Annotated in this window: 13 protein-coding genes; 8 read left to right on the plus strand and 5 right to left on the minus strand. The window is 67.5% G+C overall.

Annotated elements, in window-relative coordinates:
* Positions 1–47: 47 nt before the first annotated feature.
* Positions 48–1568 carry a nitric oxide reductase transcriptional regulator NorR gene (norR, locus tag NAV27_RS01610; RefSeq protein ID WP_003286686.1) on the minus strand — a complete coding sequence of 507 codons (1521 nt, stop codon included), beginning with the start codon at positions 1566–1568 and terminating at the stop codon, positions 48–50.
* Between the two features lie 168 nt (positions 1569–1736).
* Between norR and norV the strand changes: the two genes are divergently transcribed.
* The 6 genes from norV (at position 1737) to NAV27_RS01640 (ending at position 9236) form a co-directional block, all read left to right on the plus strand.
* Complete coding sequence (gene norV / locus NAV27_RS01615) at positions 1737–3191, plus strand: anaerobic nitric oxide reductase flavorubredoxin (RefSeq protein ID WP_102828264.1); 1455 nt, start codon at positions 1737–1739, stop codon at positions 3189–3191.
* Entirely contained in the window at positions 3188–4321 is a 1134-nt protein-coding gene (gene norW, locus NAV27_RS01620) for an NADH:flavorubredoxin reductase NorW (RefSeq protein WP_102827979.1), read from the plus strand. The genes norV and norW overlap by 4 nt, the downstream gene beginning before the upstream one ends.
* A gap of 447 nt (positions 4322–4768) precedes the next feature.
* A complete protein-coding gene (locus NAV27_RS01625; RefSeq protein ID WP_102827978.1) occupies positions 4769–5227 on the plus strand; it encodes a YehS family protein in 459 nt (152 codons plus the stop codon).
* Positions 5228–5318: 91 nt separating this feature from the next.
* Positions 5319–7415 carry a formate dehydrogenase subunit alpha gene (gene fdhF / locus NAV27_RS01630; RefSeq protein WP_102827977.1) on the plus strand — a complete coding sequence of 699 codons (2097 nt, stop codon included), beginning with the start codon at positions 5319–5321 and terminating at the stop codon, positions 7413–7415.
* Entirely contained in the window at positions 7402–8412 is a 1011-nt protein-coding gene (locus NAV27_RS01635) for a 4Fe-4S dicluster domain-containing protein (protein WP_102827976.1), read from the plus strand. Before fdhF ends, NAV27_RS01635 begins: the two co-directional genes overlap by 14 nt.
* Positions 8409–9236: an FAD/NAD(P)-binding protein gene (locus NAV27_RS01640; RefSeq protein ID WP_102827975.1), complete on the plus strand. Its 828-nt coding sequence runs from the start codon at positions 8409–8411 to the stop codon at positions 9234–9236. Before NAV27_RS01635 ends, NAV27_RS01640 begins: the two co-directional genes overlap by 4 nt.
* Positions 9237–9242: 6 nt before the next feature.
* Here the strand turns inward: NAV27_RS01640 and NAV27_RS01645 are convergent, their stop codons facing one another.
* A complete protein-coding gene (locus NAV27_RS01645; RefSeq protein WP_232249084.1) occupies positions 9243–9641 on the minus strand; it encodes a BCAM0308 family protein in 399 nt (132 codons plus the stop codon).
* 46 nt (positions 9642–9687) lie between these two features.
* Here NAV27_RS01645 and NAV27_RS01650 point away from each other — a divergent pair, with 46 nt between their 5' ends.
* Together NAV27_RS01650 and NAV27_RS01655 are read left to right on the plus strand one after the other, a co-directional pair.
* Entirely contained in the window at positions 9688–10356 is a 669-nt protein-coding gene (locus NAV27_RS01650) for a phosphoribosyltransferase (RefSeq protein ID WP_102827974.1), read from the plus strand.
* Positions 10353–11027: a dienelactone hydrolase family protein gene (locus tag NAV27_RS01655; protein WP_081002754.1), complete on the plus strand. Its 675-nt coding sequence runs from the start codon at positions 10353–10355 to the stop codon at positions 11025–11027. Before NAV27_RS01650 ends, NAV27_RS01655 begins: the two co-directional genes overlap by 4 nt.
* A 7-nt stretch (positions 11028–11034) precedes the next feature.
* Here the strand turns inward: NAV27_RS01655 and NAV27_RS01660 are convergent, their stop codons facing one another.
* The 3 genes from NAV27_RS01660 to NAV27_RS01670 all read right to left on the minus strand — a co-directional run bounded on the left by NAV27_RS01660 (position 11035) and on the right by NAV27_RS01670 (position 13060).
* Positions 11035–11436 carry a hypothetical protein gene (locus NAV27_RS01660; RefSeq protein ID WP_102827973.1) on the minus strand — a complete coding sequence of 134 codons (402 nt, stop codon included), beginning with the start codon at positions 11434–11436 and terminating at the stop codon, positions 11035–11037.
* Between the two features lie 78 nt (positions 11437–11514).
* The gene (locus NAV27_RS01665) at positions 11515–12453 is read right to left on the minus strand and encodes a hypothetical protein (RefSeq protein ID WP_102827972.1); all 939 of its coding nucleotides are present in this window, start codon (positions 12451–12453) and stop codon (positions 11515–11517) included.
* Between the two features lie 25 nt (positions 12454–12478).
* Positions 12479–13060 (minus strand): helix-turn-helix transcriptional regulator, encoded by a 582-nt coding sequence (locus tag NAV27_RS01670; RefSeq protein WP_102828263.1) that lies wholly within the window; start codon positions 13058–13060, stop codon positions 12479–12481.
* Between the last annotated feature and the right edge of the window lie 197 nt (positions 13061–13257).

Here is a 13257-nt window from a genome sequence, read left to right on the forward strand (position 1 = left end):
TGCGAGCAAACGACAGCCGACGCGAGCTGACCAGACTGCGTGTCCGGCTACTTGATGCCCAGGCGCCTTGCCAGGCGATGCAGATTGCCGGTGTCGAGTTGCAGCTCGCGGGCGGTGGCCGACCAGTTGCCGTTGAAGCTCTCCAGCGTCTGGCGAATCAGGCGCCCCTGGAATTCGTCGAGTGCCTCGCGCAAACCAACGCCGGACAGGCCGGCGGGTGCCGGTGGCAGCTGGCTGACGGTGGCAGTCGGCCCTTCCAGGCAGAAATAGGATGGTTTTAGCAGCACCTCTCCCGTGCCCTGTTCGGCCCGCGCCAGTACCGCGGCGCGGTGGATAGCATGCTCCAGCTCGCGCACGTTGCCAGGCCAGGGGTAGCGCTGCAGCAACGTCAGCGCGGCCTTGCTTAGCGCCAGTCCGCCGAGGCCCAGCTGGCTGCGGCATCGTTCGCAGAAGAAACCGCTGAGCAGGGCGATGTCTTCCTGCCGCTCGCGCAGTGCCGGCACCCTGATCGGGAACACGCTGAGGCGGTGGTAGAGGTCGGCACGAAACTCCCCGGCCAGCACCGCGCTTTTCAAGTCACGGTTGGTGGCGGCGAGGATGCGCACGTTGACCTTGAGGCTGCGGTCGTCGCCGATGCGCTGCAGGTCGCCGTACTGCAGCACGCGCAGCAGCTTGGCCTGCAAGGTCAGCGACAGCTCGCCGATCTCGTCGAGAAACAGCGTGCCCTTGTCGGCCATCTCGAACTTGCCGGCGCGGTGGTGTATGGCTCCGGTGAAGGCGCCCTTGACGTGGCCGAACAGCTCGCTTTCGGCCACCGACTCGGGCAGTGCGGCACAGTTCAGGTAGACCAGCGGATGACCGGCGCGAGGCGAGGCGAGGTGGATGGCCTTGGCCACCAGCTCCTTGCCGACCCCAGTCTCGCCGGTGATCAGCACGTTCAGATCGGAACCGGCGACCACGCCGATCTCCCTCTTCAGCTGCAACATGCTGGTCGCCAGCCCGACGATCTCGTCGGCGCCGGGCTTGTTTGCCGGTGCGTTACTGATGGGCGCCACAGTCTGCTGTTCCAGACGCTCGACCAGCAGCGCATTACTCAGCGCCGCCGAGGCTAGCGCGCCGATCAGGCGCAGCTCCTCGTCGTTGAAGTGATCGAACTGGGCGGGGTCGTAACCGTCGATGGTCAGCGCGCCGATCAGCGTCTGGTTGGCGAACAGCGGCAGGCCGATGCAGGCATGCACCTTGAGCTGCTCGCGGCTCGGCAGGATCAGGTTGTCATAGGGGTCGGGCAACTGACTGTCGGCAGGAAAGCGCACCACGTCACCGGCGCGGGCGATGGCCTCCAGGCGTGGGTGCTCGCCGAGGCGGAAGCGCCTCCCGAGCACGTCGGGGGCCAGCCCGTCGATCGCCAGCGGGCGGAACATCTGCCCCTCGTAGCGCAGCAGGGCCAGCGCGTTGCACAGCAGCAACTGACGCAGGCTGTTGATCAGTTGCTGGAAACGGTCCTGGTTGGAGATGCCCCACTGCAGGTCGAGTGCGATGCGGGCCAGGCTGTCCATCGAAAGCGCCATCCTGTGTCCTTTTGACTCATATATGTCGATCGGACAATACAGAGGCTTTGTCATTTGGACAAACGGAATAATAAAAAACTATATATATCAACTAGTTAAGTTATGGCACGGCACCTGCAATAGAGGCGGGCAGGCTTCTTATCCACCTCTGCAAGGGTAATGCTCCGCATGACAATTCTGCTCAAGGACAACATTCACTGGGTCGGTCAACGCGATTGGGAAGTCCGTGACTTTCACGGCACCGAATACAAGACCCTCAAGGGCACCAGCTACAACAGTTATCTGGTCCGCGAGGAGAAGACCGTACTGATCGACACCGTCGATCATCGCTTCAGCCGCGAGTTCATCCTCAACCTGGCCAGCCAGATCGACCTGGCGAGCATCGATTACATCGTCATCAACCATGCCGAAGAGGACCACGCCGGCGCGCTGTCCGAGCTGATGGCGCACATCCCGGGCACACCGATCTACTGCACCGCCAACGCCATCGATTCGATCACCGGCCATCACCACCAGCCGCACTGGAACTTCATCCCGGTGAAGACCGGCGACAGCCTGGACATCGGCAATGGCAAGCAACTGGTGTTCATCGAAACGCCGATGCTGCACTGGCCCGACAGCATGATGACCTATCTCAGCGGCGACGCCGTGTTGTTCAGCAACGACGCCTTCGGCCAGCACTATTGCGACGAGCACCTGTTCAACGACGAGGTCGATCAGCAGGAGCTGCTGGAGCAGTGCCTGCGTTACTACGCCAACATCCTCACGCCTTTCAGCCCGCTGGTCACCGCCAAGATCAACGAGGTGCTCGGCTTCAATCTGCCGCTGTCGATGATCGCCACCGCCCACGGCGTGGTCTGGCGCACCGACCCGGCGCAGATCGTAGGCAAGTACCTGGAATGGGCCGATCACTACCAGGAAAACCGCATCACCCTGTTCTACGACAGCATGTCGAACAACACCCGGATGATGGCCGACGCTCTGGCCCAAGGCATCCACGAGGCCGATCCGAGCGTGGCGGTGAAGATCTTCAACGTCGCTCGCCACGACAAGAACGAGATCCTCACCCAGGTGTTCCGCTCCAAGGCCATCCTGGTCGGCTCCTCGACCATGAACAATGTGATGATGCCGAAGATCGCCGGCATGCTGGAGGAGATCACCGGCCTGCGCTTTCGCAACAAGAAGGCGGCCGCCTTCGGCAGCTACGGTTGGAACGGCGGCGCCGTAGACCGTATCCAGACCCGCCTGATGGATGCCGGCTTCAGCACCTCACTATCGCTCAAGAGCAAATGGCGCCCCGACGGCAGCGCTCTGGAAGCCTGCCGCGCGCATGGCCGGCAACTGGCGCGCGAATGGGCCTTGAACACACCGCCAGGGGTCAACCCGAGCGCCACGCCCGTCACGCCCGAAGCGGCGATCCCGCCGTCCGTCGTGCTTTCGGGCGACGCCGGCCCGGCCATGCAGTGCAGCGTCTGCCAGTGGGTTTACCGACCTGAACTCGGCGAACCAATCCAAGGCGTCGCTGCCGGTACCCCCTGGAGCGAGGTGCCGGACAATTTCCTCTGCCCCGACTGCAGCCTGGGCAAGGATGTCTTCGACGTGCTGCGGGAGAAAGCCGCATGAGCCGCGAAATCCTCATCATCGGCTCGGGGTTCGCCGCCTGCCAACTGGTCAAGAGCCTGCGCAAACTGGACGTGGAGGTGCCCATCCGCATGCTCACCGCCGACAGCGGCGACGAGTACAACAAGCCGGACATCAGCCATGTATTCAGCCAGGGCCGCAGCAGCGCGGACCTGACCCGTCTGAGCGCCGCACGCTTCGCCGAGCAGTACCAGGTGACCGTGCAGCCCTTCACCCGGGTCGAGTCGATCGACCCGCAGACGCGCCGCGTGCATACCGCCGACGCCAGCCATGCCTACGGCCAACTGGTGCTCGCCACCGGCGCCAATGCCCTGGTGCCGCCCGTGCCGGGTCATGAGCTGCTGCTGACGCTCAACAGCCAGGGCGAGTACCAGGCTGCCGAGGCGCAGCTGCGTGACGCCCGTCGCGTGCTGGTGCTGGGCGCCGGGCTGATCGGCAGCGAGCTGGCGATGGACCTGCACAGCAGCGGCAAGCAGGTGGTGCTGGTCGACCAGGCCAGCAGCGTCCTGGCATCGCTGATGCCGGCGACCGTCAGCGCGCGGCTGCAGGCCTGCCTGGTCGGCAGCGGTGTTCAGCTGCGCCTGGGCAGCGGCCTGCAGCGCCTCGAGCGAAGCGGCGACGGCATTCGCGCCTATCTGAACGACGGTCATGTGGTCGACTGCGACAGTGCGATCGCCGCCATCGGCCTGCGCCCCAACGTGGAGCTGGCGCGCCGCAGCGGGCTGGCAGTGGGCCGCGGCATTCAGGTCGACCGCCTCCTGCGCAGCAGCGTCGAGCATATCCATGCCCTCGGCGACTGCGCCGAGATCGACGGCCGCGTGCTGCCGTTCCTGCAGCCGACGCAACTGGCGGCCAGTGCCCTTGCCAGGAAGTTGCTCGGTCAACCGCAGGCGCTGCAGCTGCCGCCCATGCTGATCCGCGTGAAAACCCCGCGCCTGCCGCTGCAACTGGCCGGCGAGACCACCGGCGACCACCTCGACTGGCAGCTCAGTTTCGACGAACTGGGCATGCTTGCCCGCGCCTTCGATGCGCAAGCGCAACTGCGCGGTTTCGTGGTCAGCGAAGGGCGCCTGCAGGATGCGTTCGCCCTGCTGCGCCAGCTGCCTGGCTGAGGCGCGGCCCGGCTGGCTGCACGATCCAAAGTTTTCTCCTGTGTTGTTGTGGTGCTCCTTTTGGCAGGCTCTTTGAGCCTGCCTTTTTTTATTCCAGCTCGACAAACACCGTGGGTTTCACCCGCGCGGTGACTTCACTACTGTGCGAAATCCTGCGTGCGTCGTGGCTGCGTTTGAACATGAAGTCGAGCCGCTCGGCGTCGCGGATCTTCAGCCGCGTGGCGATGGTGGCGCGCAGCGCCTCGGCACGAGGTCGAGCGGCAATTGCAGTTCGGTGATGCGGACATCGCAGGTGGAAACGGGAAGGCGTGCAGGTTAGCGAGCGGTTCGCGGGCGGTCATTGTGCGGCGGGCCGGGGCGAATTCCTGAAACGCGCGGCTATCCTTTTTATACTCGCCGGCTTTTGCGGGCCGCCGCGCTCGCCATTCAACGAACTAGGGATTTTTCATGCTCAACAACGATGTGCTGCGCAGCCTGCGTTACATCCTCAACGCCAGCGATGCGCAGATGAGCGAGATTGCGGCGCTCGGCGGCTGTGCCACGAGTGAAGGCGAGGTGCGCGCCTGGCTCAAGCGCGAAGACGACAACGGCTACGCCGAATGCCCGGACCCGGCGATGGCGCGTTTTCTGGATGGCCTGGTGTACTTCAAGCGCGGCAAGGACGACAGCCGTCCGACGCCGCCGCTGGAGCTGCCGGTCAGCAACAACCAGATCCTGAAGAAACTGCGCGTGGCTTTCGAGCTGCGCGACGACGATCTGCAGGCGATTCTGCAGGCGGTGGATTTGCCGCTGTCCAAATCCGAGCTGAACGCGCTGTTCCGCAAGCCCGGGCATAGCAACTATCGCGTCTGCGGCGACCAGCTGTTGCGCAACGTCCTCAAGGGACTGGCGCAGCGCGCAGCCTGATCCAGCGCCCGTCGGCCGCCGGTGACGGGCGCGGTCGACGTCCGGCCTGACTGGCCTATGCTGAGAGTTGAACGACTCATCGGGCACCGTCATGCAGACCATCGCGAGCATCTGCACCTTCTGCGGCGTCGGCTGCGGGCTGGGCCTGCGCGTCGAGGACGGCCGCGTGGTCGGCGTCGAGCCGCAGCCGGGGCATCCGGTGAGCGCCGGGCAGCTGTGTGCCAAGGGCTGGGCCAGCGGTTTTGCCATCGACACCGGCAACCGCCTGCGCATGCCGCTGATCAAGGAGCACGGACAGTTTCGCGAAGCCAGCTGGGACGAGGCGCTGGCGCTGGTGGCCAGCGAGTTCCGTGCGGCGCTGGAAGCAGTCGGGCCGGACGGCGTCGGGGTGATCAGCTGCGCCCACGCCACCAATGAGGATAACTACGCCGCGCAGAAGTTCGCCCGCGCGGTGCTCGGCACCGCCAACATCGACCACTGCGCGCGTATCTGCCACAGCCCCTCGGTGGCTGGCCTCAGCCGCACGCTGGGCTCCGGGGCGATGACCAATTCCATCGCCGACATCGACGAGGCCGAGCTAATCCTGGTGATTGGCGCCGACGTCACCGAAAACCACGCGATGATCGGCGCGCGCATGCTGCGGGCGCAGGCCCGCGGCGCCCGGCTGATCGTCGTCGACCCGCGACGCACGCGCTTGGCGCGGCTGGCCGACCAGCACGTGCAGCTACGCGTGGGCAGCAACATCGCGCTGCTCAACGGGTTGCTGCATATCATCTTCGCCAACGGCTGGGAGGACCGCGACTTCCTCGCCTGCCGCTGCGACAACGAGGCGGCGTTGCGCGCCCATGTGCGCGACCTCACCCCGGAGATCACCAGCGCGCAGACCGGCGTGCCGGTGCTGGCGCTGATCGAGCTGGCGCGCGCCTACAGTCAGGCGCGGCGCGCCTTCATCGCCTACGGCATGGGCATCACCCAGTTCCAGAGCGGCACCCACAACGTCATCGCGGTGGCCAACCTGGCGCTGGTCTGCGGCCAGCTCGGCCGGCCGGGTACCGGGGTCAACCCGCTGCGCGGGCAGAACAATGTGCAGGGCGCCTGCGACATGGGCTGCCTGCCGGACGTTTACCCCGGCTACCAGCAGGTCAGTGACGCTGCGGTGCGCGAGAAATTCGCCCGCGCCTGGGGCGTGGCGCAGCCGCCAGCGCCGGGGCTGACCTCGCTGGGCATGAGCGAGGCGGCGCTGCGCGGCGAGTTCCGTGCGCTGATGGTGCTCGGCGAGGAGCTGGTGGTCACCGATCCTGACCAGCACAAGCTGGCCCGCGCGCTGGCTGCGCTGGACTTCCTGGTGGTGGTCGAGCTGACCCTGAGCGAGACCGCGCGCTTCGCCGACGTGGTGCTGCCGGCTGCTTCCTTTGCCGAGAAGGACGGCACCTTCAGCAACTGCGAGCGGCGCATGCAGCTGCTGCACAAGGCCGTCGAGCCACCCGGACAGGCGCGCGCGGACTGGCAGATCCTCGCCGCGCTGGCCGAGCGCATGGGCTACCAAGGCATGCGCTGGGCCAACTCTGAGGAGGTGTTTGCCGAGATGGCCGCGCTGTCGCCGCTGTTCAGCGCCATCAGCCACGCGCGGCTGGCGCAGGCCGGTGGGCTGCAATGGCCGTGCGACGAGGCGAACCCGGCTGGCACGGCGATCCTCCATCGGCACTGTTTCCCGCGCGGCCGCGCGCAGCTGATTCCGGTGTCGCAGGTCGAGCCGGATGAATGCCCGGACGCCGACTACCCGTTCTGCTTCACCACCCAGCGCCTGCATTTTCACTACGGCGGCGGGGCGATGACGCGCAAGTCGCCGCTGCTCGAACGGGAGATTCCCGCCGGCCTGCTGTTTATCCATCCGCAGGATGCCGCCCGGCTGGGCCTGGGCGAGGCGCAGGGGGTGCGCGTGGCGTCGCGCCGCGGCCAGCTGGAAACCCGCGCACACCTCACCGACGACGTGCCGCCGGGCACCGTCTCCATGCCTTATCACTTCCGCGAGGCGCCCTGTAACCGCCTGACCAGCAGCGCGCAGGACCCGATCAGCCATATGCCGGAGCTGAAGGCCTGTGCCGTGGCGCTGACGCCGTTGCCGCCCGCCCAGGCGCCGCGCAGCGAGCTGGAACGTCCGCAGGAGGCCGAGCATGCAGGCCTATGAGCTGGATCGTCCCGAGCGCCTGCGCGCCCATCTGGCGTGCACGCGACAGCTCTACCAACCGCTGGCGGACGGGCAGGGCACGCTGCGCTGGCAACGGCTGAACGCTGACGACGAGCGACCCTTCGTGGTGCCGGCCGAGCCGCCGGTGTTCTCGGCCAAGGCGTTCTTCTTCGCCGAGCGCGAGGCGCTTTTTCGCTACGAGAACGGCCAGTTCATCCCGCTGCCGCCGGCGGTGCACCCGCAGGTGCTGTTCGGCCTGGCCGCCTGCGATCTGACGGCTGTGGCCTACCAGGACCGCTTCTTCGCGAGCGACCCGCATTACCAGGCGCGCCGTGCCGCGACCCTGCTGGTCGGTGTCGATTGCGCGCACAGCTGCCGGCACGGCTTCTGCGCGATGATGGACAGCGGCCCGGAAGTGCGGCCACACACCGCCGACCTGATCCTCTGTCCGCTGGAGCAGCGCTGGCTGCTGCTGGTCGCCTCCGAGCCGGGCGAGCAAGCGCTGACCGGCTTGGCGCTGCAACCTGCGCCGGCGGACTGGGCGCGGCAGCGCGATGCCCAGGCGCTGCAGGTGGCCGTCGAGCAGGGCGAACAGACCGAGATCGCCCTCGGCTGCGCGGCGCTCAATGGCGAAACCGTCGACAGCCAGACCTGGGAAGCGCTGGGCCTGCGCTGCCTGGGCTGCTCCGGCTGCACCTCGGTGTGCCCGACCTGTTCCTGCTTCGCGCCGCTGCAGCAACCGGGCGTGGCTGGCGGCGTGGTGCAGGAGCGAGTGTGGGATTCCTGCCTGTACCAGGGCTTCCAGAAGGAGGCCAGCGGGCACAACCCCAGCGCCACGCCGGGTCAGCGCGTGCAGCGCTTCTGGTACCACAAGTTCGGCGACGACTTCCGCCAGCGCTTCGGCCGCGACGGCTGCGTCGGTTGCGGACGCTGCGATGCGGTGTGCCCCGGCGGTATCGGCGTGCACCAGGTGATGAAGAGGATCGGCCAGCCATGATCGACCTGACGCCACGGCCCATGCGCCTGCTGGACTGCTACGACGATGGCGAGGCGGCGCGGCACTTCGCCTTCGCCATCGAACCGCTGGCCGACGAGCCGGTGGTGCAGCCCGGGCAGTTCTTCATGCTCGCCGTGCCGGGCGTGGGCGAGGCGGCCTTCACCTATGTCAGCCCGCCGGATGCCGACGGCCGCTTCAGCGCGCTGATCCGCCAGACCGGCACACTTACCGCGGCGCTGTTCGCCCTCGCGCCGGGCGCCGTGCTCGGCTATCGCGGGCCGTTTGGTCGCGGTTGGCCTGCGGTCGAACCGGGCGAGCGGCTGCTGCTGGTGGCCGGCGGCTGCGGGCTGGCGCCATTGGCCGGGTTGATCGACAGTACCGATGGCGAGCTGCAGTTGATCTACGCTGCGCGCAACCGCGCCTATCAGGTGCTGGCGCGCGAACGGGCGCGCTGGCGCGGGTGCCTGAGGCTGGTCGAGACGCTCGACCAGGGCAATGACGGCCTGCCCCAGGGCAGTCCGCTGGAGGCGCTGGCGTGGGCGCTGAATGAAGCCGAGGTGCCGACCAAGGTGCTTTGCTGCGGGCCGGAGCCGCTGATGCTGGCGGTAGCGCGCCGCTGTATCGACCAGGGCCTGGCGGCCAGCCGGATCTGGCTGTCGCTGGAGCGGCGCATGCATTGCGGTGTGGGGCTGTGCGGGCACTGCTACATCGGCAGCAGCTATGCCTGCGTCGACGGGCCGACCTATCGCTACGATGAGTACCTGCGGCTGCTGGCGGCCAGCGGCCAGGTCGCGGCGACTTGCCTGCCGCCGCAGCCCTGCTGAGCGCGCTCAGTCGCGCTGCCAGTGGATGTCGACGTAGTACTCCTCGTGGTTGTAGTGGATTTGCAATTCACCGTCGTAGGCCGCCTCCAGCGCGTGGCCGATGCGCTGAGCCAGGCGCAGGCCGGTGGTGGTCACATCCAGGCCGTCGGCGCTGTCGCTGATGGCGATCAGCCGTTCCAGCGGATGCTCGCTCTTCTCCAGCTCCTCGGTGTTGCGGACCAGCCCGCACAGCTCATCGGCATGCTGCTTGACGAAGGCTCCGCGCAGGCTGACCGTGCCGGCCGGCACGTTCTCGGCGATGCGCTGGCAGGCTGGGCAGGTGGCCTCTTCCGCGTTGCTCGCGTCGACCAGACCCTCGTCCGTGGCAGATCGCAGGGTGCCGCGGATTTGCCGACAGCCGTGCATTCCTGAGCCAGACTCAAGAGGTCCTGTCCGCCGAGGAGGTCTGCTTATGTCACCGACCATTCCCTTCCCCGATCGCGTTCAGGCCGGTCGGGCGCTGGCCGAGCAGCTGGCGCAATCCGGTGACTGGCCCGACGCGCTGGTTCTCGCCCTGCCGCGCGGCGGCGTGCCGGTGGCCTTCGAGGTCGCTGAACGGCTCGGCCTGGAGCTGGACATCCTCGTCGTGCGCAAGCTCGGCGCACCGGGCAATCGCGAACTGGCGATGGGCGCCATCGCCAGCGGCGGCGTGCGGGTGATGAACGAGGACATCGTGCGTTATACCCAGGCCTCGCAGGCCGAAATCGACGGCACCATCGCCCGCGAAAGCCACGAACTGCAGCGTCGCGAACAGGCCTATCGGGGCCAGCATCCGCGCCCGGCGGTGGAGGGGCGCACGGTGATCCTGGTGGACGACGGTCTGGCCACCGGCGCGACCATGCGCGCGGCGGTACGGGCGGTGCGCGCGATGGGTGCCGGGCGCGTGGTGGTGGCCGTGCCGGTGGCGGCACCGGAGAGCGTTGCGCAGCTCGAGCAGCTGGCCGAGCAGGTCGTCTGCGTGCACCAGCCGCACGATCTCTACGCGATCGGCCGCTGGTATGTGAACTTCGACCAGACCTCGGACGCCGAGGTCGTGGAGCTGCTGCAGCGCGCCTGGAACCGGGGAGGGCAGCGCCCATGAATACTGCTGGCGCGATACCCATGCGCTTTACCCTCGGCAAGGCGCGGCTGCACGGTGAGCTCTGCGTGCCGGCGAACGCCGGCGGCCTGGTGGTGTTCGTCCACGGCAGTGGCAGCAGCCGGCACAGCCCGCGCAACCAGCGCGTGGCGCGGGCGTTCAACACGCGCGGGCTGGCGACGCTGCTGTTCGACCTGCTCACCGAGCATGAACAGCCGCTCGACGAGCTCACCCGCCAGCTGCGCTTCGATATTCCGCTGCTCAGCCAGCGCCTGACCGGGGTGATCGACCAGCTGCGTCAGGACGAATCGTTGCGCGCGCTGCGCATCGGCCTGTTCGGTGCCAGTACCGGTGCCGCCGCGGCGCTGATCACCGCGGCGTCGCGCCCGGCGGACATTGCGGCGGTGGTATCGCGTGGCGGCCGGGTCGATCTGGCCGAGCATTCGCTGGCGCAGGTTGGCGTGCCGACGCTGTTCATCGTCGGTGGCCGGGATGGCGAAGTGTTGGCGCTCAACCGGGCAGCGCTCGAATATCTGCCGGGTGTGCGTCGGCTGGAGGTGGTGGCCGGCGCGACGCACCTGTTCGACGAGCCGGGCACGCTGGATGAAGTGACCCGGCTGGCTGGCGACTGGTTCATCGAGCATCTGGCCGGTGGCGCGCCGGCGCCGGGCTGACACTGCCTCAGGCGACCACTTCGCCTTCGCGCGGCGGCAGCGCGGGTGGGGCTTCGTCTTCCTCCTGCGGCCAGCGGCGTTCGAGCAACGGCTGTTCGACATCGTCGATCCACCAGTGCAGTTCGGCGCTGATCTGGCCGTCCTGCGCCACGCCGAGACGATTGCGCAGCGGGCACTGACGGGTGGCGCCGGCCACCAGCGCACCGGCCTGGTCGCTGCGCGAGGTGCCGGCCCGGCTGTGCGAGCGGACCTGCAGCCGGTAGCGCACGCGCTGACCGCTACCCTGGAAGCACAGCGCCAGCTCCACGCGCTGCTCGGCGACGCCGCGCAGCTCCAGGCTGGCATCCACTGCGGGTGCCACTGCGGGCGCCGTGGCGGCGAGCCACTGGGCGAGAATCAGGTCAAGCATCCGTTCTGCCTCCTCGAAAGGCTCCGCTCGGCAGTACCGGGCGGTGCGCAGCCAATCCGTGGCGCGGCGGGCGTGGCGTCACTGCTGGACGATGGTCGCCTGGTTGCCGTTGCCGTTCTGCTGGATCAGGGCGCTGTGACCAGTGTAGACGCCGGCCGCCATGCTCTGGCGGATGACCGCTTCGTTGGCGCTGCCGAGCTGGCTGATCTCGGCCTGATGGTTCTCATAGGCCTGCTCGATGCGGGCCAAGTTGTCGTCGCCGTTCTGCACCACGCTGGCGCGGTTCAGCGCATGCGACTGGCTGATCTCGACCGCGTTGCGATTGCCGCTCGTGCTGCCCTCGATGCGCGAGCCGTAGCCGGTCTGCGCCACGTCGAGGCGGTTGTCGTTGCCACGCTGGGCGAGGTCGAGTTCGTTGTGGTAACTGTCCTGGCGGATCGCCGCGCTGTTCAGCACCCCGCTCTGTTCGAGGCGCAGACGATTGCCATCGCCTTGCTCGATCACCGCCAGGTTGGCATCGCCATCCTGCGTCACCGCCAGCGTCGAACCTTCGTAAAAGCCCTGCTGAACGACGCTCAGCAGATTGCCGACGCCGATCTGGCTGACCTCGGCGCTGGCGAAGCCGGTCTGCTGCACGCGGATGAGGTTGTCCTCGCCCAGGCTGCGTGCCTGCAGCACGTTGGCCCGCCCGCTCTGCTCTACCTCGATGGCATTGCCGGCGCCCTGCTGGTAGATGGCGGCCTGGTTGAAATGGCTATCCGCGACCTGTTGCACGCGGGCGTCGTTGCCTTCGCCCAGTTGCTGGATCAGCGCGCTGTTGCCTTCGCCGCTCTGCTGGAGGTCGCTGGTATTGCCGTTGCCGGACTGCAGCTGCTCGGCGCGGGCGTCTATGGCCTGGCTTTGCGTCGCGCTGGCGCGGTTGGCGCTGCCGTCCTGTTCCTGACGCGCGCTGTTTTCGGCGAGCGCGGCGGTGGCGCCGAACAGCAGGAGCAGGGCGAATGACGAAGATCTGAACATGGGTGACTCCTCGGGCGACGGGCGGTCAGGCGCGGCATTCGTCCCAGTCGAGGCGGCTGCGCAGCAGGTAGGCCGCCTCGGCCCGGTTGGATGCACCGATCTTGCGCAGCAGGTTGTGGATGTGGCTCTTGATGGTGTGCGGGCTCAGGCTCAGCCGCTCGGCGATCTCCGCATTCGACAGGCCCTTGCCGGCCAGCGTGAGAATTTCCCGCTCGCGCAGGGTCAGCGTGGCCTTGCTCTCGGCCAGCCGGCGCATCCGCCGCAGCTGGCCGAGCAGGCGCTCCATCAGCAGACGCGGCAGCCAGTCGCCGCCGGCGAGCAGCATGCCGATGCCCTTGAGCAGATGCTCGCGGGTGGCGTGGCTGTAGAACACGCCGCGTATGCCGGGATGCTTGTCGAGCAGCTCCTCGGCCTGCTGCGGAACGATGTTCACCAGTGCCAGCGGCGCCCGCTCGTCGAGCTGATCGATCAGATCGGACAGCTCCTCGGTTTGCGCCTGGCCAGCATCGACGAGGATCAGATCCGCGCGTGCCTCCGGCGCCTGTCGGAAATCGGCCAGACGGACGTTCAGTTGCGCTTGCTCGCCGAGAAAGTGGCGGAAGAACAGCCCCAGCAGTTCATTGCCGGTCAGCAGCGTGACGGTCGGCGCGTGGGCGTCCTGCGTACGATCCTCATCCATGTTCGGTACCTGGTCAGTCGAGCGGGGAATGGTGGAAAAAGTTAATAAGCGACCAGCACTCTGTGGCGAAGTTCAGTTGTGGTGCGGGAAACGGTCGCCATCGTGATGGCAATCAGTACCAAGAT

The organism is Stutzerimonas degradans (assembly GCF_024448505.1).
Classification (GTDB): Bacteria; Pseudomonadota; Gammaproteobacteria; order Pseudomonadales; family Pseudomonadaceae; genus Stutzerimonas; species Stutzerimonas degradans.